This window comes from Nocardioides euryhalodurans, from assembly GCF_004564375.1.
Taxonomy (GTDB): domain Bacteria; phylum Actinomycetota; class Actinomycetes; order Propionibacteriales; family Nocardioidaceae; genus Nocardioides; species Nocardioides euryhalodurans.
Genome location: NZ_CP038267.1, coordinates 2,305,001 through 2,325,874 on the forward strand (window position 1 = coordinate 2,305,001; position 20,874 = coordinate 2,325,874).

The 20,874-nt window shown below is 72.1% G+C and carries 29 protein-coding genes and 3 tRNA genes; 13 read left to right on the plus strand and 19 right to left on the minus strand.

Annotation, left to right across the window (positions count from 1 at the left end; genetic code table 11):
* The first annotated feature begins 112 nt into the window (after window positions 1–112).
* A complete protein-coding gene (locus tag EXE57_RS10985; protein ID WP_135077463.1) occupies window positions 113–598 on the plus strand; it encodes an SRPBCC family protein in 486 nt (161 codons plus the stop codon).
* 204 nt (window positions 599–802) lie between these two features.
* Here EXE57_RS10985 and EXE57_RS10990 read toward each other — a convergent pair whose 3' ends face one another.
* The 4 genes from EXE57_RS10990 to EXE57_RS11005 form a co-directional block, all read right to left on the minus strand.
* A complete protein-coding gene (locus tag EXE57_RS10990; RefSeq protein ID WP_135077465.1) occupies window positions 803–1,090 on the minus strand; it encodes a hypothetical protein in 288 nt (95 codons plus the stop codon).
* Window positions 1,091–1,225: 135 nt separating this feature from the next.
* A complete protein-coding gene (locus EXE57_RS10995) occupies window positions 1,226–1,582 on the minus strand; it encodes a hypothetical protein (protein ID WP_135077467.1) in 357 nt (118 codons plus the stop codon).
* Window positions 1,583–1,759: 177 nt separating this feature from the next.
* Window positions 1,760–2,146: a nuclear transport factor 2 family protein gene (locus EXE57_RS11000; RefSeq protein ID WP_135077469.1), complete on the minus strand. Its 387-nt coding sequence runs from the start codon at window positions 2,144–2,146 to the stop codon at window positions 1,760–1,762.
* A 112-nt stretch (window positions 2,147–2,258) separates the two neighbouring features.
* The gene (locus EXE57_RS11005; protein WP_135077470.1) at window positions 2,259–2,612 is read right to left on the minus strand and encodes a hypothetical protein; all 354 of its coding nucleotides are present in this window, start codon (window positions 2,610–2,612) and stop codon (window positions 2,259–2,261) included.
* A 500-nt stretch (window positions 2,613–3,112) separates the two neighbouring features.
* Here EXE57_RS11005 and EXE57_RS11010 point away from each other — a divergent pair, with 500 nt between their 5' ends.
* From EXE57_RS11010 to EXE57_RS11020, 3 genes are read left to right on the plus strand one after another with little or no spacing between them, the layout of a single operon-like run.
* Window positions 3,113–3,358 carry a twin-arginine translocation signal domain-containing protein gene (locus EXE57_RS11010; protein WP_135077472.1) on the plus strand — a complete coding sequence of 82 codons (246 nt, stop codon included), beginning with the start codon at window positions 3,113–3,115 and terminating at the stop codon, window positions 3,356–3,358.
* Window position 3,359: 1 nt separating this feature from the next.
* Complete coding sequence (locus tag EXE57_RS11015) at window positions 3,360–4,739, plus strand: DUF4331 domain-containing protein (protein WP_135077474.1); 1,380 nt, start codon at window positions 3,360–3,362, stop codon at window positions 4,737–4,739.
* Entirely contained in the window at window positions 4,736–5,074 is a 339-nt protein-coding gene (locus tag EXE57_RS11020) for a hypothetical protein (protein WP_135077476.1), read from the plus strand. Before EXE57_RS11015 ends, EXE57_RS11020 begins: the two co-directional genes overlap by 4 nt.
* A 113-nt stretch (window positions 5,075–5,187) precedes the next feature.
* On the opposite strand, the gene EXE57_RS11025 is transcribed toward EXE57_RS11020, so the two are convergent.
* A tRNA-Arg gene (locus EXE57_RS11025) sits at window positions 5,188–5,260 on the minus strand.
* 199 nt (window positions 5,261–5,459) lie between these two features.
* Window positions 5,460–6,119 (minus strand): response regulator transcription factor, encoded by a 660-nt coding sequence (locus EXE57_RS11030; RefSeq protein ID WP_135077478.1) that lies wholly within the window; start codon window positions 6,117–6,119, stop codon window positions 5,460–5,462.
* A 258-nt stretch (window positions 6,120–6,377) separates the two neighbouring features.
* Between EXE57_RS11030 and EXE57_RS11035 the strand changes: the two genes are divergently transcribed.
* Window positions 6,378–8,192: a phosphoenolpyruvate carboxykinase (GTP) gene (locus EXE57_RS11035; protein WP_135077480.1), complete on the plus strand. Its 1,815-nt coding sequence runs from the start codon at window positions 6,378–6,380 to the stop codon at window positions 8,190–8,192.
* A gap of 41 nt (window positions 8,193–8,233) precedes the next feature.
* Complete coding sequence (locus EXE57_RS11040; protein WP_244246787.1) at window positions 8,234–9,268, plus strand: phospholipase D-like domain-containing protein; 1,035 nt, start codon at window positions 8,234–8,236, stop codon at window positions 9,266–9,268.
* A 145-nt stretch (window positions 9,269–9,413) separates the two neighbouring features.
* On the opposite strand, the gene EXE57_RS20365 is transcribed toward EXE57_RS11040, so the two are convergent.
* From EXE57_RS20365 to EXE57_RS11050, 3 genes are all read right to left on the minus strand, one after another.
* Entirely contained in the window at window positions 9,414–9,545 is a 132-nt protein-coding gene (locus tag EXE57_RS20365) for a hypothetical protein (RefSeq protein ID WP_279633132.1), read from the minus strand.
* 190 nt (window positions 9,546–9,735) lie between these two features.
* Window positions 9,736–9,825, minus strand: a tRNA-Ser gene (locus tag EXE57_RS11045).
* A gap of 76 nt (window positions 9,826–9,901) precedes the next feature.
* Window positions 9,902–10,351, minus strand: a complete 450-nt coding sequence (locus EXE57_RS11050) for a hypothetical protein (protein WP_135077482.1) — start codon at window positions 10,349–10,351, stop codon at window positions 9,902–9,904.
* Window positions 10,352–10,465: 114 nt separating this feature from the next.
* Here EXE57_RS11050 and EXE57_RS11055 point away from each other — a divergent pair, with 114 nt between their 5' ends.
* Window positions 10,466–10,825, plus strand: a complete 360-nt coding sequence (locus EXE57_RS11055; RefSeq protein WP_135077484.1) for a hypothetical protein — start codon at window positions 10,466–10,468, stop codon at window positions 10,823–10,825.
* Between the two features lie 48 nt (window positions 10,826–10,873).
* Window positions 10,874–10,962 (plus strand) — tRNA-Ser (locus EXE57_RS11060).
* A 103-nt stretch (window positions 10,963–11,065) separates the two neighbouring features.
* Here EXE57_RS11060 and EXE57_RS11065 read toward each other — a convergent pair.
* The gene (locus EXE57_RS11065) at window positions 11,066–11,296 is read right to left on the minus strand and encodes a biotin/lipoyl-binding carrier protein (RefSeq protein ID WP_135077486.1); all 231 of its coding nucleotides are present in this window, start codon (window positions 11,294–11,296) and stop codon (window positions 11,066–11,068) included.
* A gap of 82 nt (window positions 11,297–11,378) precedes the next feature.
* Here EXE57_RS11065 and EXE57_RS19755 point away from each other — a divergent pair, with 82 nt between their 5' ends.
* The gene (locus EXE57_RS19755) at window positions 11,379–11,519 is read left to right on the plus strand and encodes a hypothetical protein (RefSeq protein WP_167305878.1); all 141 of its coding nucleotides are present in this window, start codon (window positions 11,379–11,381) and stop codon (window positions 11,517–11,519) included.
* Window positions 11,520–11,545: 26 nt separating this feature from the next.
* Here EXE57_RS19755 and EXE57_RS19965 read toward each other — a convergent pair whose 3' ends face one another.
* The 4 genes from EXE57_RS19965 to EXE57_RS11080 form a co-directional block, all read right to left on the minus strand.
* A complete protein-coding gene (locus EXE57_RS19965) occupies window positions 11,546–11,854 on the minus strand; it encodes a hypothetical protein (RefSeq protein ID WP_208543126.1) in 309 nt (102 codons plus the stop codon).
* Window positions 11,737–12,345, minus strand: a complete 609-nt coding sequence (locus tag EXE57_RS11070; protein WP_208542825.1) for an alpha/beta fold hydrolase — start codon at window positions 12,343–12,345, stop codon at window positions 11,737–11,739. The genes EXE57_RS19965 and EXE57_RS11070 overlap by 118 nt, the downstream gene beginning before the upstream one ends.
* 24 nt (window positions 12,346–12,369) lie before the next feature.
* On the minus strand, window positions 12,370–13,482 hold the full coding sequence (locus EXE57_RS19760; protein ID WP_167305879.1) for a hypothetical protein: 1,113 nt from the start codon (window positions 13,480–13,482) through the stop codon (window positions 12,370–12,372).
* Between the two features lie 104 nt (window positions 13,483–13,586).
* Complete coding sequence (locus tag EXE57_RS11080) at window positions 13,587–14,342, minus strand: carbon-nitrogen hydrolase family protein (RefSeq protein ID WP_135080854.1); 756 nt, start codon at window positions 14,340–14,342, stop codon at window positions 13,587–13,589.
* Window positions 14,343–14,399: 57 nt separating this feature from the next.
* Here EXE57_RS11080 and mobA point away from each other — a divergent pair, with 57 nt between their 5' ends.
* From mobA to EXE57_RS11100, 4 genes are read left to right on the plus strand one after another with little or no spacing between them, the layout of a single operon-like run.
* Entirely contained in the window at window positions 14,400–14,948 is a 549-nt protein-coding gene (gene mobA, locus EXE57_RS11085) for a molybdenum cofactor guanylyltransferase (RefSeq protein ID WP_135077488.1), read from the plus strand.
* A 56-nt stretch (window positions 14,949–15,004) separates the two neighbouring features.
* Window positions 15,005–15,331 carry a DUF6457 domain-containing protein gene (locus tag EXE57_RS11090; protein ID WP_208542826.1) on the plus strand — a complete coding sequence of 109 codons (327 nt, stop codon included), beginning with the start codon at window positions 15,005–15,007 and terminating at the stop codon, window positions 15,329–15,331.
* Entirely contained in the window at window positions 15,328–16,305 is a 978-nt protein-coding gene (locus EXE57_RS11095) for an NAD(P)H-quinone oxidoreductase (protein ID WP_135077490.1), read from the plus strand. Before EXE57_RS11090 ends, EXE57_RS11095 begins: the two co-directional genes overlap by 4 nt.
* A 16-nt stretch (window positions 16,306–16,321) precedes the next feature.
* Window positions 16,322–16,924 (plus strand): bacterial proteasome activator family protein, encoded by a 603-nt coding sequence (locus tag EXE57_RS11100; protein WP_135077492.1) that lies wholly within the window; start codon window positions 16,322–16,324, stop codon window positions 16,922–16,924.
* Between the two features lie 14 nt (window positions 16,925–16,938).
* Here the strand turns inward: EXE57_RS11100 and EXE57_RS11105 are convergent, their stop codons facing one another.
* The 5 genes from EXE57_RS11105 to serS are packed head-to-tail and all read right to left on the minus strand — an operon-like array spanning window position 16,939 to window position 20,866.
* Window positions 16,939–17,502 carry a hypothetical protein gene (locus EXE57_RS11105; RefSeq protein WP_135077494.1) on the minus strand — a complete coding sequence of 188 codons (564 nt, stop codon included), beginning with the start codon at window positions 17,500–17,502 and terminating at the stop codon, window positions 16,939–16,941.
* A 17-nt stretch (window positions 17,503–17,519) separates the two neighbouring features.
* Entirely contained in the window at window positions 17,520–18,308 is a 789-nt protein-coding gene (locus EXE57_RS11110; RefSeq protein WP_135077496.1) for an HAD family hydrolase, read from the minus strand.
* A gap of 1 nt (window position 18,309) precedes the next feature.
* Window positions 18,310–18,786: a GNAT family N-acetyltransferase gene (locus EXE57_RS11115; RefSeq protein ID WP_244246788.1), complete on the minus strand. Its 477-nt coding sequence runs from the start codon at window positions 18,784–18,786 to the stop codon at window positions 18,310–18,312.
* A complete protein-coding gene (locus tag EXE57_RS11120) occupies window positions 18,780–19,598 on the minus strand; it encodes an HAD family hydrolase (protein ID WP_135077498.1) in 819 nt (272 codons plus the stop codon). Before EXE57_RS11120 ends, EXE57_RS11115 begins: the two co-directional genes overlap by 7 nt.
* Window positions 19,595–20,866, minus strand: coding sequence for a serine--tRNA ligase (gene serS, locus EXE57_RS11125; RefSeq protein ID WP_135077500.1), 1,272 nt, complete (start codon window positions 20,864–20,866; stop codon window positions 19,595–19,597). The genes EXE57_RS11120 and serS overlap by 4 nt, the downstream gene beginning before the upstream one ends.
* Between the last annotated feature and the right edge of the window lie 8 nt (window positions 20,867–20,874).

Consider the following 20,874-nt stretch of genomic DNA (forward strand, 5'->3'; position numbering starts at 1 on the left):
CGCGACGGCCGGGACCAGGAGCTCTCGACCACGACAGCTCGCTGTCGTCCCCACGCACGAAGCAACCAGTTCGAGGGCGGGATCCACCGCCTGGTCACGAAAGGAACGACACATGAGCGACCTGACCCACACCTTCACGACGGATGCGACTCCGCAGGAGGTCTATGAGGCCATCATCGACGTCCGCTCGTGGTGGGGTGCGACCAACATCGTCGGGCGCACCGACCACGTGGGCGCCGACTGGTTCTACCTGGTGCCGGACATCCACTACTCCAAGCAGCGCACCACCGAGCTCGCCCCCGGTGAGCGCGTGGTGTGGGAGTTCACCGACGGCTACCTCGACTTCATCACGGAGAAGGGCGAGTGGATCGGGACGACGGCTCGCTTCGACATCGCCTCCGACGGCGCCCGGACGCGAGTGACCTTCACCCACGAGGGCCTCGCCGCAGCCGACGAGTGCTTCGACGTCTGCCACGACGCCTGGCGTCACTACATCACCGAGAGCCTGGCCCAGCGGATCGCGACCGGCCAGGGCACGATGCGTACTCGCGAGGAGGACCAGGCGGCCGTGCGGCAGCACGCCGCGACCCGGTCGTAGGCACGGCGGCAGCAGACCTCGTCCTGCGGATCCGACGCCCGCGGCGGTTCCTGCGACGGAGGTCAGGGCAGGCACTGCTGGACGTGAATCCGCCAGTGCTTCACGAACCAGTAGTCCGCTCCTTGGAGGCCAGACCTGGCCGTCGCGGTCCCGGAAGGACTCTCGTCACCGTGAACGGACAAGCGTTGCGATCGGGCCCGCGGGTCAGGGGCGAGCGAAGGACCAGACCGGGCGCGCTGAGATCTCACGCAGGGTGAGACCGACCTCGAGCAGGAGTGGCGTCAGCACCTCGTCGATGTAGGTGCGGCCCTCCTGCTCGGTCCGCCACACGTCAGCGATCACGAATCCACCGTCCTCGGGGTACGCAACATGCGACATGAGTCCTGCAGGCGGACCGCCCGCTGACGCCATGGATTCGCCGACGCGCGAGTCGAGGTCGTCGAACAACTCCTGTGCCGACGGAGACATGTGCAGCTGGATCAGGACGGCCACGACGGCCAGTCTGCTCGCCGGAGACGGAAGGCGCCATCCCCTCCAGGTGGCGCCGTACCGTGTCCCGCCCGGCGGAGGCGGCAGTCCCTGGACACCCCTGCGGGAGTGGGATCGCCGGCTCGCCTGCTGTGCCGGTCAGCGGAAGACCCCGTACGGGCTGGGGTGCCACTCGACGACCAGCTCGTAGAAGCAGTCGGTCTCGTTCTCGGCGACGTAGACCCAGATGCCCTGGTCGTCGCTGTCGAGCGGCGGGCACTGGCTGCTGCTGTCCTGCTTGATCGACTGCTCACCGAACACCCGCGGGTCGAGGTTCAGCCCACCCCCGACTGCATCGGCGAGCCGGGTGCCGTGTGGCACCGCCTTCGTGCTGCCGATCGCCGACCCGAAGCCGGGCGCGATGTCGGCGCGGCAGTGCTTGCACCGGAGCGCGTCGCTGCGGATCTCTTCCTTGCAGTACGGACACTGCCTCGTCGTGCTCTCCGTGTCTGCCATGGCTCACCCCTTTCCCACGGGCAGCGGTTCTGCCCTGCCTCCATTGAGCCGACGTCGCCCGCCTTTGTCATGACGCGTAGCGGGTGATCCGACCCGTCACACCGCGCGGTGCCGTGACGACGCCGCCGGTCGAGTGACAGAGGCAGCTCAGCTTGTTCGGGGTCAGACGTCGCGACGTCAGAACATCCCGTTGTCGTTGGCGGAGGTCTCCGGGAGCACCTGCAGCACGTCCCAGTGCTCGACGACCTTCCCGGCGGGGTCGAGCCTGAAGATGTCGATGCCCGCGTAGTCATCGGAGCTGGGCCAGGTCTGGTGGCAGTGGAGGACGACGTGGTCGCCCTCCGCAATGGCCCGGACGAAGTCGACGTGCTTGCCGGGGTACTCCTCGGCCATGCGTTCGAAGTACGCGATGAACGCCTCCTTGCCGTCGGCCACGTGCGGGTTGTGCTGCCGGTACTCGTCACCCGCGTAGCGCTCGATGGCCTCCCGGGGGCGGCACTGGTTGAACATGAGGTCGTAGAACGCCTTCACGTTCTCCTTGTTCCGCTCCAGGTCCGAAGCCATGACTCACCACTCCTCGTGTCGTGCGGACGGAACGGGGCGTCAGCGCCACGCATTCCCTCGCGACCGCACTCTCACGCCGCACGTCGGGCGGTTCGCGCTGCTGGACGCGCGGTCACGGACAACCGACCCAGACGACCTGACGCCACGCCATCCCGTCGTCGCCGCCCTCGACGACCCCGAGGGTCACGGGGCCGACGTCGTCTCCGGTGCCCTCGAGGCATTCCGGTCGGCCGCTGCGCCAGACGTGGTTGGCGTCCTGCCACACCCCGTCGTCGCTGACGGTGAGGTAGAGACCGTCGTCGGTCTCGCAACGGACCTCATCGCTGGTGGTGTCGCAGAGCACGCTCATCTCGAGCGTGTGCGGGTAGCGGGTGCCGACGAGGAACGCCAGCACCAGCAGGCCGATCACCACGACGACGTGCGTGCGCGTCAGCCGGGACTGCCCGGTCGCCGTCCTGTCGCCCACGGCCACAGTGTGCCGGAGTCGGCGGCCCTGGGAGACGCGATTGCCTGGGCGGACCGTCCGGCCGACAGTCGCTGGCGAGGAAGAGGTTGTTGGGCGGGCTGTCGGCGCGGGCCTGGTCGCGCCACTCGTCACGCACGACCAAGGTGTCGCAGGCGTCGTCGAGCGCGAGCGCCTCGGCCGTGCTCACGCGAGGATCGAACCAGACGACGTTGATCAGGTGCCCCATGCCGTAGCGATGCCAGGCTCGTGGCGGGGATGTTCCGTCGCTCATGGGGTGAGGCCAGAACCCGCTCGACCGCTCGAGCGCTACGCACCCTCGTGCCGCTGTCGGTACTGCATGCGTGAGGCCGACGACGAGCTTGGCCAGGTCTCGCTGCGGGCCTGCTTCCCACCCTCCTCGCGTGACCCCGGCATGGCCTGGTCCCATCCGGTTCGCCGACGTCTCCGAATCCGATGTGTCGCGGGTCACAACGGCTCGCGGGTAACGGGAGGCACAGCACATGACCGACACCAGCAGAAGGAAGTTCCTGGCCGCCACAGGCGCGGGGGCCGTGGCCGGCACCGTCGCGGCCGCCGGATCGGCCCAGGCCGCGACCCCCCACGCCGACAGCGCGCAGGAGTCCGTCGTGGCGTACGTGCCGGACCACCGACGCTCGGAGCTCCACGTCCTCGTCGGTGAGCGGGAGGTGGTCGTGCACGACCGCGACCTCGTGACCCGGATCCTCAACGCGGCCGGGGGCAACTGAGATGTCCTCCCACCGCGAAGCCCCGGAGATCTCCAAGGACCCGGTGGCCGACAGCACCGACACCTACGCCTTCGTCAGCCCCGACAAGCCGGACACGGTGACGCTGGTGGCCAACTTCATCCCGCTGCAGAAGCCGGACAGCGGGCCGAACTTCTACGAGTTCGGCGACGACGTGCGCTACGAGATCCACGTCTCCAACAGCGGCACCGCCGAGTCCGACATCATCTACCGCTTCACCTTCCGGACCCGGATCCGCAACGACAAGACGTTCCTCTACAACACCGGCCAGATCACCGACATCGGAGACGAGACCTGGAACCGGCCGCAGTTCTACACCCTCACCCAGGTCCAGAACGGCCGCACGCGCGTCCTCGCGGAGGACCTCCCCTGCCCGCCCGTCAACGTGGGCAAGCGCAGCACGCCCGACTACGCGGCGCTGGCCCAGCAGGCGGTGCACCCGATCGGGCGCGGCCGTACGGTCTTCGCGGGCCAGCGTGCCGACGCCTTCCACGTCGACCTCGGCTCGGTGTTCGACCTCGGCGCGTTGCGTCCGTTCAACAACGCCCACCTGATCCCGCTCGCGGCCATGGACGGCATCAACTCGGTCCAGTCCTACAACGTGCACACCATCGCGCTCCAGGTGCCGATCCGGCAGCTCACCCGCAACCGCACCCGGCCCAGCGACCCGCTCGACGAGGACGCGGTGATCGGCGTCTGGTCGACGGCCAGCCGCCGCAAGGCACGGATGTTCGACGCCAAGAAGGGCCGCTACGTCGGCAAGGGGCCGTGGGAGCAGGTCTCCCGGCTCGGCAACCCCCTCTTCAACGAGGTCATCGTGCCGATGGCGGAGAAGGACGTCTGGAACACCCGCCCGCCGCAGGGCGACCGGCGCTACGCCAAGTACGTCACCAACCCGGAGCTGCAGGCGCTGCTGCCCTTCCTCTACCCCGGCGTGTTCCCCAACCTGGAGGCCTACGCCAAGCCGCGCGCCGACCTGCGGGCGATCCTGCTCACCGGCCTGCCCGAGGGAGTCGTCCCGGGCTTCCAGAACTACACCGGCACGACCCGGGCCGACATGCTGCGTCTCAACGTGGCCGTACCGCCAACCGCGCAGCCCGACAAGCTCGGACTGGTTGCCGGGGACGCCGCGGGCTTCCCCAACGGACGTCGGATCGGGGACGACGTGGTGACCATCGAGCTCCGAGCGATCGCCGGACTGACCATCCCCTTGGTGGACCCGTCGTACGAGCCGGACGGCGCAGCGAGCGCCGTCGAGGACGGGACGAGCAACACCAACGCCCCGCTGCTCGAGGAGTTCCCCTACCTCGGGTTGCCCGGCGGTGGGTACCAGACCCAGCCCGGCACCACGCAGGCCTCATGAACGGCCACACCCACGAGAACCCCCACGCGGGGCAGGGAATGGTGATGCTCGACATCGGCGGCGACGTGGGTGCGCTGGTCGTCACCATGCCGGGGTCGATGCTCGGCGAGGAGGTCGACATCCGGGCCGCCGACGCCGTCGAGGACGGCGGGCACACGCCGCACGTGGCGGTGGTGGACCGTCCGGTCGCGGGCGGGGCCGGCGTCCCCTCGCTGGTCTACCCCGAGCTCGTGGCGGGCAGCTACGCGCTGTCGCTCAAGGGCACCCGCGACGTCGTGCTGACCGCGACCGTGCACGGAGCCGAGGTCACCCAGACCGCCTGGCCAGAACGGTGACCCCGCTGGATCCGGGACCGGTGACGCGGTCCCGGGTCCGGCGCCTGTGCCGGCAGGGTCCACGACGCACAAGACCGCAGGTCAGCGGGTGGGCTGCCTGCGGTCTTGGTCTGCGCGCCTGTAGGGATTCGAACCCCAAACCTTCTGATCCGTAGTCAGATGCTCTATCCGTTGAGCTACAGGCGCCCGCCGCCCGACGTGCCGAGCGACTGGACGAGGATAGCCGACCCGGCCGACGGCTCCGAATCGACGTCCGTACGGAAGTCCGTCGCGCAGGGCGTCCCACACCGAGTCGGGTCTGCGTGAGCCCCGGTGGGACGCCCTGCGTCGACAGCCCACCAGAGCGTGGCCGGACCGACCACCCCCGAGAGTGTGGAATCGCGCCTCAGTCGTCGGCGGGGGGAGCAGCGACCTCGTGCCGGACCCGGTCGGGCCGGAAGCCGTGGTCGACGCCCCACAGCACCGCCTGGGTGCGGCTCTCGACACCGAGCTTCTGGTAGATCGTGCGCAGATAGCTCTTGACCGTGTTGAGGCCGAGGTAGGCACGGTCCCCCACCTGCTGGTTGCTCAGCCCCTGGCAGAGCAGGGCGAGCACCTCGGACTCCCGAGGGCTCAGCCCGTGCTCCTCACCCGGCCACGCGCCGAAGGCGCCCTCGGTCTCGTCCTCCCCCGGCGGCAGCACGGTCTCCCCGGCGTGCACCCGCTCGAGCACGTCGACCAGCTCCTCCCCCGACACGCCCTTGGACACGTACCCGGCCGCGCCGGCCCGGAGCGAGGCCTCGACCAGGTCGCGGTGCACGTTCCAGCTGAAGACGACGACCCGCGCGTCCGCAGTACCCAGGACGGCCGGGAGGTCGAGCGCCGCCCCCTGGGCCTGGCCGAAGGAGTCGTAGAGCACGACGTCCACCTGGGCCTTCACCGGCAACCCGCTGTCGAGCTCGACCACGCGAACGCGGTCGGGGAAGCGCTCCAGGATCCCGGCGATGCCCACGACGACGATCTCGTAGTCGTTGACGACCGCCACCCGTACCGGTGTCCCTGACATGCCCGCAGCATAGGCGCGGTCGGGATAGTCCCCGGACCTCGTGTCGCCGAGAGCCGCGTCGCGCGACAGGAGGTTCGGGGACTACCGGTTCTGGGGCCGGTGACCGACCGGCCAGCACCCCGTGCGACCCGGGTCACAGTCCGTAGATCGATCCAATATGTCCGCAGGGCGGACGCCGGTAGCGTCCCGCGCAATCTTCCAGGTCGCCGTCGACGACGCCGTGCGATGACCCGCGAGTGCGCGAGAGGGATCACCTGCATGACCACCACCATCAGCACCGACGCCCCCACCACCCACCAGGGCATCCTCGACTTCGTCGCCGAGGTCGCCGAGCTCACCCAGCCCGACCGGATCCACTGGTGCACCGGCTCCGACCAGGAGTGGGAGGAGCTGACCGCGGCCCTGGAGTCGACCGGCACCTTCACGCGACTCAACCCCGCCCTCAAGCCCAACAGCTTCCACGCCGCCTCCGACCCCACCGACGTGGCGCGGGTCGAGGACCGGACCTACATCTGCAGCGTCGACGAGAAGGACTGCGGGCCCACCAACAACTGGATGGCGCCCGAGGAGATGAAGCAGATCATGCGGGGGCTGTACGCCGGCTGCATGCGCGGCCGCACCATGTACGTCATCCCGTTCGTGATGGGCCACCTCGAGGCCGAGAAGCCGATGTTCGGGATCGAGCTCACCGACTCGGCGTACGTCACCGCGAGCATGCGCGTCATGGCACGGATGGGCAGCCACGTGCTCGACCGGATGACCGAGCTCGGCGCCGACTTCGTACCGGCCATCCACTCGGTCGGCATGCCGCTCGAGGAGGGCCAGGCCGACGTCGCGTGGCCCTGCAACGACACCAAGTACATCGTGCAGTTCCCCGAGGAGCGCGCGATCTGGTCCTTCGGCTCCGGCTACGGCGGCAACGCCCTGCTCGGCAAGAAGTGCTACGCACTGCGCATCGCCAGCGTGATGGCCCGCGACGAGGGCTGGCTCGCCGAGCACATGCTCATCCTCAAGCTCACCGCCCCGACCGGCACCGTGAAGTACGTCGCGGCCGCCTTCCCGAGCGCGTGCGGCAAGACCAACCTCGCGATGCTGCAGCCGACCATCCCCGGCTGGAAGGTCGAGACGCTCGGCGACGACATCGCCTGGATGCGGATCGGCGACGACGGGCGGCTCTGGGCGGTCAACCCCGAGTTCGGCCTCTTCGGCGTCGCGCCCGGCACCAACGAGCACACCAACCCCAACGCGATGAAGACCATCAACAAGGGCAACTCGGTCTTCACCAACGTCGCGCTGACCGAGGACGGCGACATCTGGTGGGAGGGCCTCGAGAACCCTCCCGCGCGGGCCACGAGCTGGAAGGGGCAGCCTTGGACCCCGGAGAGCGACGAGCTCTCCAGCCACGCGAACAGCCGCTACTGCACCCCGATCAAGCAGTGCGACATCCTCGCCGCCGAGTACGACGACCCGCGGGGCGTCCCGATCGACGCGATCCTCTTCGGCGGTCGCCGCAAGACGACCGTCCCGCTGGTCTTCGAGGCCCGCGACTGGACCCACGGCACCTTCCTCGGCGCGACGCTCTCCAGCGAGACGACGGCGGCCGCGGTCGGCCAGGTCGGCGTCGTACGACGTGACCCGATGGCGATGCTGCCCTTCATCGGCTACCACGCCGGCGACTACCTCGACCACTGGATCAGCATGGGCAAGGACCACGACGAGTCCCGGCTGCCGCGGATCTTCTACGTCAACTGGTTCCGCCGCGACGAGCAGGGCGACTTCCTGTGGCCTGGTTTCGGCGAGAACAGCCGCGTGCTCAAGTGGGTCGTCGAGCGCATCGACGGCCAGGCCGCAGCCGTGGAGACCCCGATCGGGCACGTGCCGGCTCCGGGGGCCCTCGACACCGACGGGCTCGACCTCGACGCCGCACGGCTCGAGGCCGCGCTCCGCGTCGACCCCGACGAGTGGGCCGAGGAGCTGCCGCAGATCCAGACGTGGTTCGAGACCTTCGGCGACCAGCTCCCGGCCGTGCTGTGGACCGAGCTCGACGGGCTCAGGGCGCGCCTGGGTCGGTGACACCCCCTATCCTTCCTGCAGGGCACGGGGGAGGAAGAGGGGTGGCAGTGCGCGAATTCGGTCCCGAGGACCGTGCTCTGTTCGAGTCGGTCGCGACCGCGCTCTACGAGGACGTCGTCGCCGAGGGCGGCATCGAGACCACGGACGCCCGGATCTCGGAGAAGTCCCCGGACCGGCCCGCCTTCGACCTGCTGGTCGAGCTCGGCATGGTCAGCCTCGACGAGACGTCGACCCGCTTCGTGGCCGTGGACCCCGCGACCGTGCAGTCGCGCATCATCGCGCCGCTCGGCAACGAGGGGTCGCGGCTGCTGCAGGAGTCGTCGAGCTGGGCGCGGGCCTTCGCCCCGGCCACCCAGGCGTGGCGGCGTGCCCCGGCGACCAGCCAGGGCTCGTTCATGGTGCTGCACGACGACGCCGACGAGGGCGGACGCTCGCGCATCGACTCCTACATCGCCGGCCTGGTGGCCGAGTGCGAGGAGGAGATGCTCACGGCGCAGCCGCAGGCCGGCCGCGACGCCGAGACGCTGGCGGCGGCCGCCGTACGGGACACCGAGATGCTCGAGCGCGGGACCAGGATGCGCACGCTCTACCAGCACAGCGCGCGACGCAGCCCGGTCACGGCCGACTACGTCGCCGCCGTCACCGAGCGCGGGGCCGAGGTCCGCACCCTCGACGAGTTCTTCAACCGGCTGATCGTCTTCGACCACCGGATCGCGGTGATCCCCGGCAAGCAGGAGGACCTCGACACCGCGATCGTGATCCGCGAGCCCTCCGTCGTCGACTACCTCGTCGACGTCTTCGAGCGGGCGTGGGAGCGCGGCCGTCCGTTCTCCAGCCGCGACACCGGGATGCTGCGCGACATCGCTGCCGAGCAGCGGGCGATGACGATCCGGATGCTGATCGAGGGCCACGCCGACCCGGTGAGCGCCAAGCGGCTCGGCGTCAGTCCCCGGACCTACGCCGGCTACGTCGCCGACCTCAAGCGCGAGTACGAGTCCGAGACCCGCTTCCAGCTCGGCTACACGATGGGAAGTCAGGGGATCTCCGGCCGCGAGCGCGGCCAGGACGAGGACTGAACCCTCCCCGGGACACGCACGAGGGCAGTGACGTGGTCACTGCCCTCGTGGGGTTGAGACGGGCCGGGGGTGGCTCCGGACCGAAATTCGTGGGGGACTCGGTCCTCGTCTCAAGTCTGTTCAGCTGTGCGTCAGGCGGAGCGGGTCACGGGATGGCGACCCGGCCTCCCTTGCCCCAGCTGCTGTCGGCGACGGCGGGGCCGGCCATGGTTCCGAGAAGACCGATGGACAGGACAACAGCCGTCAGGGCCGTGGCGACCTTCTTGGCGATCTTCATATGCACTCCACCTGGTGATTTGGGGTCTGCCCCGCGGGGAGGGGCCTCTGTCATTAGTTTCCGGGTGCTCACGACCGGTTGGCAGGGAATCGGTGGGCCAATTACTTGCAATGCACTTTCATGCAGGAACCTGCAGCGGGGAGCGGCTCCCCGCCGGGACGTGCCCGGCAGGGAGCCCTCAACCGTACGGCGGAGGCGGCGGGATTTGAACCCGCGAGAGGGGTTTGCCCTCAACCCGCTTAGCAGGCGGGCGCCATAGACCGGACTAGGCGACGCCTCCTCCGCCGCGGTCCGAGGACCGACGGCGGGGCCTCAGGCTACAAGCAGCCCACCCGGGGGGCCGAATCGGCCTCCGGTCACAGCGGCCGCAGCCCCTGCCCGCGTCGCAGGTGCTCGCGCAGGTCGGCCACGAAGTCCTCGCGGGTGGCGTCCACGGCATCGACGGGGATGCTGGTCGTACGCCCGTCGCGCAGCCGCAGCACCACGCAGTCGACCCCGTGCGGGCTGGCCGCGACGGCGTCCTCGACGTCCTGCCACCTGGCCGCCTTGACCCCCGCCCCCCGCACCAGGCGGACCCGGTAGCCGTCGTCGTCGAGCTCCATCACCTTCACCCGGTTGCGCAGCAGGTGGCCGAGCACGAACACCGCCGCCAGCGCCAGCGCGGCCGCGACGAGCAGCACGACCGGCGGGCCCCCGAGGAGGGCGACGAGCAGCGTCACGACGAGGACGACGAGCGCCAGCACGACGAGCAGCAGTCCCAGCAGCCGGGCGGCGAGGGCCGGGGCGAGTCGATAACCGGACGACATGGTCACCGATTCTCCCGAATGGCCGGAAGTGGACTCCCTCGGGGGTTGTCGCCGGGCGATCGACGGAGTGACACTCGGAGTTCCCCCTCGGGCCTCACCCCACTCGGAGCCATCATGATCGTGACCTCCGCCACCCGACCAGAGCCGGGCACGCCCGGTACGTCCGACGCCGCGACCGGCGAGGGCTGGCGCTGGGACGCCCGCCGGATGCTCGCGGAGGTGCGGGACCAGCTCGTCGCCGAGCCTCCCGGGGCGTACGACGGGTGGCTGGCCGCCCGGGGCGGCCGCGTGATGCGCGAGCGGGACGTGCTGCTGCGTCGCCTGGGTGCGCTCGGTCCACTCGTCCACACCGGCTCACGCTCCGCGGTCCAGGCCCAGCTGCGCAGGCTCGTCGACGACGTGGCCCGTCACCGGCAGCGGGAGCGGGACCTGCACTGGGACGAGGTCGAGCTCGAGATCGGCGGGTCGGAGTAGGCCCGACTGCGGCCCGTACACTCCTCGGGTGCCGTCCACGGACAGCACGGAGGGGTGCCGGAGTGGCCGATCGGAACCGCCTTGAAAGCGGTCGCTGGCAGAGATGTCAGCCGCGGGTTCGAATCCCGCCCCCTCTGCGCGAACGAGCTCGGTAGTCCCCGGACTTCTGGTCGCGAGGACCCGCGACCGGCGACAGGAGATTCGGGGACTACCGGGCTGGGCGGCGGGTCGGCCGCACGCTCAGACCGTGAGCGCGAGCAGGACGTCGCCCTCCTGGACGACGTCGCCCGAGCCCACCCAGATGCCGCTGACCGTCCCGCCGCTCTCCGCGATCACCGGGATCTCCATCTTCATCGACTCCAGCAGCACCACCGTGTCGCCCGCGGCGACGACGTCACCGGGCGCGACGTAGACGGTCATGACGTTGGCGACCATCTCGGCGACGATCTCGATCTCCTGGACCCGGGGCATGGCTCCGACGCTAGTCGTTACCCGTGCGTAGGACAGGGTCGGGGAATATCATCGCGGCGCCTCCTCTCGGAAAGGTTCCCGCATGTGCCGCGACTGCCCCACCGCACGTGACTCCGCCCGTGGGGTGCTGCGCGAGCTGGTCGCCGACCTGCTGCTGCCATTGATCCTGTACGCCATCCCGGTCGGCCTGCTGCTGGTCACCGGCGTCATCGACCTCGGCTGAGGGGGGCCGGGCAGCGAGTCCGAGCCTCACCCACCGCCCCGCGGCCTGCGGGCCGTCTCGGCGCGCTGCCACAGGCTGCGGAGCGCGTCCGCGAGCGCGGGCGCCTCGACCCGGTGGGGCGGGTCGAAGTGGTGGCGGTCGGGAAAGACCTGGAGCCAGAAGTCCCCGAGGACGCGGGCCAGTCGCTCGGCCTCCTCCCCGAACTGGTCGGGGTTGCTCAGGGCCCCGAGGGCGAAGTACACCGGGTGGTCGAAGCGACCCAGCGCCTCCCGGTCGAGGTCGTGGTGCGAGAACGCCTCGACCATCGCCCGGATGCCCGCCGGGCGGGCCGCCATCCAGGCCGGCGGGGGATCGGGGGGCGGTGGCGGGGGCGCCACCCGGGGCGCAGCTGGATCCGTACGAACGCGGGCAACGCCTCCGAGGGCGGCAGGGTCGCCAGGCGGGCGTACTCGGCCCACAGCGCCCGGTGGGCGGGGCTGGTGTCGTCCCAGATGCCGGCCCACGCCGGCTCGAGGAGGGCGAGACTGCGCAGCCGTTCGGGATGACCGGCCGCGAGCGCGAGCGCGACGGATCCCCCTCCGGAGAAGCCGACGAGGTGGAAGCGGTCCCACCCTCGTTCGTCGGCGGCCGCCAGGACCCCGGCCACCTCCATGTCGAGCGAGTAGCCCGCCGGCGGAGCGTCGTGGGTATACAGCTCCAGCTCCTTGGCCACCGCGTCCACGCCTAGACCCAGCTCGTCGAGGAGGTCGGCGAAGGCGACAGCGGCGGGCGTGACGACTCCCGGCAGCAGCACGGCGCGCCAGGCACTCACCCCTGCAGCGTGCATCAGGCACCCGACGGGGGCAACCGCTCAGAGCAGCGGATCGATCCGCGACGGCTCTGGGCGCAGCGCGGCGGCCTCCTCGGCGCGCCGACCACGCCGGCCGCGCGTGCTGCGACCGCCCGTGAACGCCAGGTCGGCGCGGATCAGGACGAAGCCGAGCACCAGTCCCACGACCACGCCGTAGGCCAGCGCGAGCTCGGCCTCCGGCCACGGCACGTCGGGGTCGACCAGCACCTGGGCGATCGGCGTCGTCGCGGCGACCCCGAACGCGCAGACCCACCAGCCCTGCCGCCGGCGGGCGCGCATGTGGACCCCCCAGAACAGCGCCGGGACCCCGAGCACGGCCACGATCGGGCGCGGCGACGCCCCGGCGCGCTCCCGCAGCCACACGATCCCCTCGTCGACACCCTGGACCAGCGAGGCGGCGCCGTAGCGGCGGAGCAGCTCCCCGTAGGCGAGCGTCAGCGCGAGCACCACCCCACCGAAGACGACGATGAACAGGCCGCGGCGGCCCAGGCCGTGGAGGCCGGCGCCGAGCCGGTAGACCACCACGAGGCAGCCCACGAGCGCCATCGCCAGCGTGACGTACTCGAAGCGCAGGAACGCGGTCGTCGGCTCGAGGCCGGCGGTGGCCAGGCCACCGCCGGCGGCCACGAGCACCGCCACGAGCACCTCGCGCACCGCGACCCGCGCGGTCACCGCTGGCACGGTCGCGACGACCGCGAGGATCGCGCTCACGGCGCACGTCATGACCGCGGCGCCGTTGCGCAGAACCTCGTGGTCGGAGACCAGCACGGCGATCCCGACCGCCAGGGTGAGCGCGCCGAAGACGACGGGGCGGCCGCCGGTCCGGGCGGCGAGCGCCCAGACGTACGTCGTGGCGACCACGACCGCGCCCACCTCCGGCAGCCGCTCCGGCCCCCACGGGACGATGCCGGCGACCAGCGCTGCGAGGCCGGCGGCCGTCAGCAGCAGCCAGAGCGCGGCCAGGGCCCGGAGCCGCCAGCGACTCTCCGGCTCCGGCTCGACGGCCGGCTGGACCATCGGCTCGGCGGGTGGCTCGGGAGGGGCCGGAGCCGCCGCGACGGGCACCGGGCGCGAGGCCTGGCGCGGTGCCGTCTCCCGGTCGCGGCTCGCCACGCGTCGACCGGGTGTCGGGGCGACCCGCTCGGGGCGCTGCCGCGTCCACGGACGGGCCTTCTCGGCTCGTCGACGGGGACTGCTGGCGGCCACGTGGCCGAAGGTTACCTGCGGCGGTTGAGGAGCGAGGGGTTGGTCCGGCGCGCCTCGACGAGGACCGACGGGTCGAGCGTGGCGCGGAGGACCGCCGACTCCTCACCGGCCTCGACGAGCACGTCGCCCAGCGGGTCGACGACCATCGAGTGGCCGGAGTAGCGCGGGCCCGGCTGGCCGACCGCCACGACGTACGCGGTGTTCTCGATCGCCCGCGCCCGCACCAGCGTCCGCCAGTGCTCGACCTTGCGCTCCCCCGCCACCCAGGCCGCCGGGACCACCAGGACGTCGGCGCCCGCGTCGACGAGGGCCCGCGCCTGCTCCGGGAACCGCAGGTCGTAGCAGGTCATCAGGCCGAGGGTGAAGCCCGCCAGCGGCACGGTCACCGCCTCGACCGGGCCCGCGGTGAGCCGGTCGGACTCGCGGTAGCCGAAGGAGTCGTAGAGGTGGACCTTGCGGTAGTCGGCCGTGGCGGCGCCGCGCACGACCAGCGTGTTGTAGGGCCGGTCCCGGTCGGCCGACAGCTCGAACATGCCGGCCACCACGGTCGTCGACCGGTCGCCGGCCACCCGGGCGACCTCGCGGCCGAAGGGACCGTCGACAGGCTCGGCGTAGCCGCTCACGTCGGACCCCGGGGGCCCGAAGTCACGGGCGAACGCCTCCGGGAGCACGACGAGGGCCACATCCCCGGGAGTCAGCTCGCCGAGGAGGCGTCGGTTGTCCTCCGGCTCGAGGCCGGAGGCGTGCTGGACCAGGGCCACACTCATCGTCACCCCCCCAGCCTGCCACCTCCGCGGCGATCCGTGCCCTGCCACACTGGCGCGATGGAGCTGGCCGCCGTGATCCTCGCCGGCGGGACCGCTGCCCGGCTCGACGGTGCCGACAAGGCCTCGCTGGAGCACCAGGGCAGCACCTTCCTCGAGCGGGCGCTCGCCGCCACCGCCGCCGCGGCCGAGGTGGTCGTCGTCGGCGAGCAGGTGCCGACCAGCCGAGCGGTGACCTTCGTCCGCGAGGACCCGCCGCTCGGCGGCCCGGTGGCCGGACTGGTCGCCGGCCGACGGGTCCTGGCCCGGACGCCCGACGCGCTGCTGGTGCTGGCGGTCGACATGCCGTTCGTCACCGCGGCGACCGTCGACCGGCTGCTCGCCGCCGCGGCCGGACACGACGGAGCCGCCCTGCACGACAACGACGGACGGCGACAGCTGGTCGCCGTCGTACGCCTCGCGGCGCTCGACGAGGCCACGCCCGAGCAACCCCACGGGAGCTCGGTCCGCTCGCTGCTGGACCGTCTGGACCTCGCCCGGGTCGAGGCCGTCGGCGAGGAGGCGTGGGGCGTCGACACCTGGCGCGACCTGCGCGACCTCCCCCGGTGAGCACCCCGCAGGCCCCCGGGGTTGCGAGTCGGCTCCCCAGTGGACACGCTGACCTTGTGAACCTCCACGACTGGATCGACGAGCTGTGCGACGTGCTCGACGTCGAGACCGAGGTCGACGAGGGCCTCGTCCTCGACCTCGCCCGGTCCGCAGCCCATGACGTGACGAAGGTGGCCGCGCCGATCACCACCTACCTGCTGGGGTACGCCGCGGGAGTCCACGGCGCCGACCCGGCGGGGATCGAGGTGCTCGCCGCGAAGGCCCAGACGCTCGCGACCGGCTGGGACCGGCCGCGTGGCGCCCCCGACCCCGACGACATCGAGGACGAGGTGCCCGACGACAGCACCGTGGACCACAGCACCGACCGCTTCGAGGACGAGTGAGGGCGGCCGTCGCCGCGGGGCCGGGAGGCCCCGAGGTGCTGCACGTCGTCGAGGTCCCCGACCCGACGATCGGCCCCGACGAGGTGCTCGTCGACGTGGCCGCGACCGCCGTCAACCGCGCCGACCTGCTGCAGCGCCAGGGGTTCTACCCACCACCCCCGGGGGCCTCCGAGATCATCGGCCTCGAGTGCTCGGGCACCGTCGCCGCGGTCGGTGAGCGGGTCAGCGGCTGGGCCGTCGGCGACCGGGTCTGCGCGCTCCTCGCCGGAGGTGGGTACGCCGAGCGCGTGGCCGTGCCGGCCGGCCAGCTGATGCCGCTGCCGCCCGGCCTCGACCTGGTCACGAGCGCTGCCGTGCCCGAGGTCGCCTGCACGGTGTGGTCGAACGTCTTCATGGTCGCCGGGCTGCGCCCCGGGGAGCACGTGCTCGTCCACGGCGGAGCCGGGGGCATCGGCACCACGGCGATCCAGCTCGCGGCCGCCGTCGGCGCCCACGTGATGGCGACCGCCGGGACTCCTGCGAAGCGGGCCCTCTGCGAGGAGCTCGGCGCCGAGGTGACCATCGACTACCGCGAGCAGGACTTCGTCGAGGTGGTGCGCGAGGCCACCGACGGCCACGGGGCCGACGTCATCCTGGACAACATGGGGGCCTCGTACCTCCCCCGCAACGTGGCCGCCCTGGCGACCGAGGGCCGACTCGTGGTGATCGGCATGCAGGGAGGGACCAAGGGTGAGCTCGACCTGGGCGCGTTGCTGCGCAAGCGGGGCGCCGTCATCGCGACCGCCCTGCGCTCGCGACCGGTCGAGGACAAGGCGGCCATCTGCGCCGCGGTCGTGGAGCACGTCTGGCCGTTGGTCGGCGACGGTCGGCTCCGCCCGATCGTGCACCGCACGATGCCGCTGGACCAGGTCGCCGATGCCCACCGCCTGCTCGAGTCGGGCGACCACGTCGGCAAGGTGGTGCTCACGACCTGATGCGTAGGCTGGCGGGATGAGCGAGGAGTCCTCCGAGAAGGAGCAGCACGTCGTCGTCATCGGCCCCGACGGGCAGCCCGTCGGCGTCCCGGCCAGCGTCATCGCCGCGGCCACCGCGGGTGCCCCCGCCGCCGACGAGGGTGGTGAGGACGAGGAGGACGGCCGCAGGGTCTCCGACCTCGTCGAGCAGCCCGCGAAGGTGATGCGGATCGGCAGCATGATCCGCCAGCTGCTGGAGGAGGTGAAGGCGGCCCCGCTCGACGAGGCCAGCCGGGCCCGGCTCAAGGAGATCCACCGCGCCTCCATCAAGGAGCTCGAGAGCGGCCTGGCCCCGGAGCTGGTCGAGGAGCTGGAGCGGCTCTCGCTGCCCTTCACCGAGGACGGCACCCCCTCCGAGGGGGAGCTCCGCATCGCGCAGGCGCAGCTCGTCGGCTGGCTCGAGGGGCTCTTCCACGGCATCCAGACCGCGATCTACGCCCAGCAGATGGCGGCGCGGGCCCAGCTCGAGCAGATGCGGCGCCAGCTGCCGCCGGGGGCCACCCCGCCGGACGGCGTGCTGCCCCAGCAGCCCGGTCAGCCCGGCCACGCGCCCGGCGAGTCCGGCGGCATGTACCTCTGACGGGACGTCAGGCCTCAGGCGCGGCGGCGGACGACGACCCAACCGAGCAGGCCGACGATCGCCAGCGCCGCCCCGGGGGCGGCCAGCCGGGTGAACTCCGGGGGGTCGGAGTCGAGGACCCGGGTGTACGTCGGCGGCGGCGGCTCGGGCGTCGGCTCCTCGTAGGTCCGGCCCGGCCCGAGCGCGCGCTCGACCGCGGTGAGCGTCTGGCGGTCTGCCCGGGTGGTGCCGTCGCAGCGCTCCGAGGTCAGGCCGCTGGTCCCGTCCACGGCGAAGACCACGTAGGTCTGGTCCGGGGAGAGCCGCAGCCCGCAGCTGTCGGTCGGCGAGGCCACCTCGATCGGGCTGGTCGCGACGTCGCCCTTGAAGACCCGGTCGACCTCGAGGGCCAGGGTCGAGCGGCGGTTGCCGCGCTCCTCGCCGAGCAGCACGCCGGTGAACACGACGTCGGCCTGCCGCGAGGCCGGGCCGACGTCGGGGATCTCGCACGTGCACGCCTGGGCGGGCAGCTGCACCAGCACGACGCCGGAGCAGGCGAGTGCGAGGGCGAGCAGCAGCCGTCGGATCAGGTGGGGCACGCTCACATCGTCACAGATCAGAGTTCGAAGAGGCCAGCCAGCACGGAGGCGACGCCGTCCTCGTCGTTGGCCGGCGCCAACCGGCCTGCGGCCGCCCGGGCCTCCGGGTGCGCGTTGGCGACGGCGTACGCCTGCCCGGCCCAGGTCAGCATCGGCACGTCGTTGGGCATGTCGCCGAAGGCGATCACCTCCTCCGCGTCGACGCCCAGGTCCTCGGCCAGCGCCGCGAGGGCGGTCGCCTTGGTGACGCCCGCCGCCGAGATCTCGACCAGGCCCGGCATCGACCAGGTCGGGGTGGCGAGGTCGCCCACCGCCTCCTCCACGCCGCGCCGCAGCTGCTCGTGGTCGGCGCGTGGGTGGCGCACCAGCAGCTTGAGGGCCGGGTCCGTCCAGAGCTCGTCGAGCGCACCCACGCGGCTGCCCGCGGGGACCCGCTCCACGTCCACGAAGCCCGGGGCGAGCGCGATCCCGGTGACCGACTCGACGGCGAACGTGGCACCGGGCAGGACCTCGCGGATCCGACGGGCCAGCTCGAGCCCCGCCGCGGCCTCGATCCCGCGGACGTCGCGGGCCTCGCCGGCGGCCACGTCGTAGAGGGCGGCGCCGTTGGAGACGATGGCGAGGCCGTGCTCCCCGACGACCGGCAGCAGGTCCGCCAGCCAGCGCATCGGCCGGCCGGTCACGATGACGACCGGCACCCCGCGGGCGTCCAGGGTGGCGAGGACGTCCCGGGTGCGGTCGGAGAGTGACCCGTCGGTCCGGAGCAGGGTCCCGTCGAGGTCCGTCGCGACCAGCCGCGGGAGCACGTCAGCCCACCGGCAGCGGTCGCGCCATGACGAGCTCACCGGCCTCGGTGCTGCCGCGCAGCTCGCTGAAGCCGCAGCGGGCCAGGGTCCGCAGGCTCGCGGTGTTGTCGGGAGCCACGCTCGCCCGCAGCCGTACGCCGAGGGCGTCGGTCTCGGCCAGCAGCGCGCGGAGGGCCTCGGTGGCCAGCCCGCGGCGGCGGACCTCGGGCACGAGGCCGAAGCCGACCTCGGTCTCGCCGGCCTCGGGCTCACCGAAGCAGCCGATGGACCCCACGGCCTCGTGGCCGAGCACGATGTGGCGTGGTCCCCAGGGGTCGTCGGCCCGCACCATCGACGCGGCGTCGACGTCGTCGCGCCGCGGGTACGACGGGTGCCACCGCTCCTGCCGCCGCCCCTCGCGCATGTCGACGGCGTCGGCGGGGGTCACCAGGATCAGGCGGAGCCGCTCGGTGGCGATCCGCTCGGGCAGCGTCACCACCAGCGCTCCAGCTCGGTCACGACGCCGTCGTCGTAGACGGTGCCGGTGATCGCGTCAGCCGCCTCGCGGACCTCCTCGACGGCCTGGCCCATCGCGACGCCGCGACCGGCCCAGCGCAGCATCTCGATGTCGTTGCGACCGTCGCCGACGGCGAGCACGTCGGCCTGCTCGACCCCCAGGTGCTCGGCGACCCGCGCCAGCCCGGAGGCCTTGGAGACGCCGACGGGCGAGAGGTCGAGCCAGGCGGTCCAGCCGACGACGTAGTCGGTGCCGTGCAGGCCGAGCCGGGCCGCGAGCTCGACGAAGTCGTCCGCCGTCGCCTCGGGGTCGCGGATGATCACCCGGCTGACGTGGTCGGCGACGAGGTCGGCCACGTCGGTCTCGATCATGTCGCCCGACAGCTCACCGTCGGGGAAGCGCCGGTTGACGCGGTAGCCGACGCCCCGCTCCTCGACCGCCACCAGGGCGCCCGGGCGCTCCCGGAGAACGGCCTCGACGGCCGGTCGCGCGTCGAAGACCTCCTCGTGGACCACCTCGAGCGGCGGGTAGCGGAAGAGCACGGCCCCGTTGGAGGCGACCACCCACAGCCGGTCCGCGTCGTCCGGGGGCAGGCCGAGCAGGTCGGCGATCCGGGTCATGCCGTGGGGCGAGCGGCCGCTGGCGAGCACGACGTGGGCGCCGGCGTCGTGGGCCCGGCGTACGGCCTCACGCGTCCCCTCGGGGATCTCCTCGTAGGTCGCACCCACCCCGTCGACCCACTTGAGCAGGGTGCCGTCGATGTCCAGGGCGACCAGCGCCGGCTGCCAGGTCACGCGGTGACCGGGCTGAGGACCTCGAGCCCGCCGAGGTAGGGCCGCAGCGCCTCGGGGACCCGGACCGACCCGTCGGCCTGCTGGTGGGTCTCGAGGATCGCCACGATGGTCCGCGGGATCGCCGTGAGCGTGCCGTTGAGGGTCGCCACCGGCGTGATCGTCCCGTCCTCGAGCCGTCCGCGGGTGTCGAGCCGACGGCTCTGGAAGTCGGTGCAGTTGGAGGTCGAGGTGAGCTCGCGGTAGCGCCCCTGCGTCGGGATCCACGCCTCGATGTCGAACTTCCGCTGCGCGCTGAGTCCGAGGTCGCCGGCCGCGGTGTCGATCACGCGGTAGGCGAGCTCGAGCTTGGCCATGAAGTCCTTCTCCCACTGGAGCAGTCGCTGGTGCTCGGCGTAGGAGTCCTCGACGGTGGTGTAGACGAACATCTCGACCTTGTCGAACCAGTGGACCCGGATGATGCCGCGGGTGTCCTTGCCGTGCGAGCCGGCCTCCTTCCGGAAGCACGGGCTCAGGGCGGCGTAGCGGCGCGGCAGCGTGGCGACGTCGAGGATCTCCTCGGAGTGGAAGGCGGCCATCGCCACCTCCGAGGTGCCGACGAGGTACATCTCCTCACCCTCGATCCGGTAGACGTCGTCGGCGGCCTGGCCGAGGAAGCCGGTGCCCTCCATGGCGCGCGGCTTGACCAGCGACGGGGCGATCACCTGGGTGAAGCCGGCCTCCCGGGCCTGGTCCATCGCCATGTTGACGAGCGCGAGCTCGAGCCGGGCGCCGATCCCGGTGAGGAAGTAGAAGCGCGATCCCGACACCTTCGCGCCGCGCTCGAGGTCGATCGCGGCGAGCATCCGGCCCAGCTCGACGTGGTCGCGAGGCTCGAAGTCGAACTCCCGCGGGGTGCCGACGTGCTCGAGCACGGTGTAGTCGTCCTCGCCGCCGGCGGGCGCCTCGTCGGCCGCGAGGTTGGGGATCGCCATCAGTGCCTGGCGCCACTCCTCCTCGGCGGCGGCCTGCTCGGCCTCCAGCCGCTTGACCTCGGCAGCGAGGTCCTTCACCTGCGCGAGGAGGGCCTGCTTCTCCTCCCCCTGCGCCTGCGCGACCAGCTTGCCGCGCTGCTTCTGCTCGGCCCGCCGGGACTCGTACTCACCGATCGCCGTACGCCGTGCGGAGTCGGCGGCCAGGGCCTGGTCCACGCTCTCGTCGGTCAGGCCACGCTTGGCCTGAGCCGCGCGGACACGGTCCGGGTCGTCACGGAGGATGCGGGGATCGATCATGACCAAGA

Excerpts from the sequence above, each read along its gene's own strand:
- EXE57_RS10985 (WP_135077463.1), top strand. The coding sequence starts at position 113 with ATGAGCGACCTGACCCACACCTTCACGACGGATGCGACTCCGCAGGAG.
- EXE57_RS10995 (WP_135077467.1), bottom strand. The coding sequence starts at position 1,582 with ATGGCAGACACGGAGAGCACGACGAGGCAGTGTCCGTACTGCAAGGAA.
- EXE57_RS11000 (WP_135077469.1), bottom strand. The coding sequence starts at position 2,146 with ATGGCTTCGGACCTGGAGCGGAACAAGGAGAACGTGAAGGCGTTCTAC.
- EXE57_RS11010 (WP_135077472.1), top strand. The coding sequence starts at position 3,113 with ATGACCGACACCAGCAGAAGGAAGTTCCTGGCCGCCACAGGCGCGGGG.
- EXE57_RS11015 (WP_135077474.1), top strand. The coding sequence starts at position 3,360 with ATGTCCTCCCACCGCGAAGCCCCGGAGATCTCCAAGGACCCGGTGGCC.
- EXE57_RS11020 (WP_135077476.1), top strand. The coding sequence starts at position 4,736 with ATGAACGGCCACACCCACGAGAACCCCCACGCGGGGCAGGGAATGGTG.
- EXE57_RS11030 (WP_135077478.1), bottom strand. The coding sequence starts at position 6,119 with ATGTCAGGGACACCGGTACGGGTGGCGGTCGTCAACGACTACGAGATC.
- EXE57_RS11035 (WP_135077480.1), top strand. The coding sequence starts at position 6,378 with ATGACCACCACCATCAGCACCGACGCCCCCACCACCCACCAGGGCATC.
- EXE57_RS20365 (WP_279633132.1), bottom strand. The coding sequence starts at position 9,545 with ATGAAGATCGCCAAGAAGGTCGCCACGGCCCTGACGGCTGTTGTCCTG.
- EXE57_RS11050 (WP_135077482.1), bottom strand. The coding sequence starts at position 10,351 with ATGTCGTCCGGTTATCGACTCGCCCCGGCCCTCGCCGCCCGGCTGCTG.
- EXE57_RS11055 (WP_135077484.1), top strand. The coding sequence starts at position 10,466 with ATGATCGTGACCTCCGCCACCCGACCAGAGCCGGGCACGCCCGGTACG.
- EXE57_RS11065 (WP_135077486.1), bottom strand. The coding sequence starts at position 11,296 with ATGCCCCGGGTCCAGGAGATCGAGATCGTCGCCGAGATGGTCGCCAAC.
- EXE57_RS19755 (WP_167305878.1), top strand. The coding sequence starts at position 11,379 with ATGTGCCGCGACTGCCCCACCGCACGTGACTCCGCCCGTGGGGTGCTG.
- EXE57_RS19965 (WP_208543126.1), bottom strand. The coding sequence starts at position 11,854 with ATGGCGGCCCGCCCGGCGGGCATCCGGGCGATGGTCGAGGCGTTCTCG.
- EXE57_RS11070 (WP_208542825.1), bottom strand. The coding sequence starts at position 12,345 with ATGCACGCTGCAGGGGTGAGTGCCTGGCGCGCCGTGCTGCTGCCGGGA.
- EXE57_RS11080 (WP_135080854.1), bottom strand. The coding sequence starts at position 14,342 with ATGAGTGTGGCCCTGGTCCAGCACGCCTCCGGCCTCGAGCCGGAGGAC.
- mobA (WP_135077488.1), top strand. The coding sequence starts at position 14,400 with ATGGAGCTGGCCGCCGTGATCCTCGCCGGCGGGACCGCTGCCCGGCTC.
- EXE57_RS11100 (WP_135077492.1), top strand. The coding sequence starts at position 16,322 with ATGAGCGAGGAGTCCTCCGAGAAGGAGCAGCACGTCGTCGTCATCGGC.
- serS (WP_135077500.1), bottom strand. The coding sequence starts at position 20,866 with ATGATCGATCCCCGCATCCTCCGTGACGACCCGGACCGTGTCCGCGCG.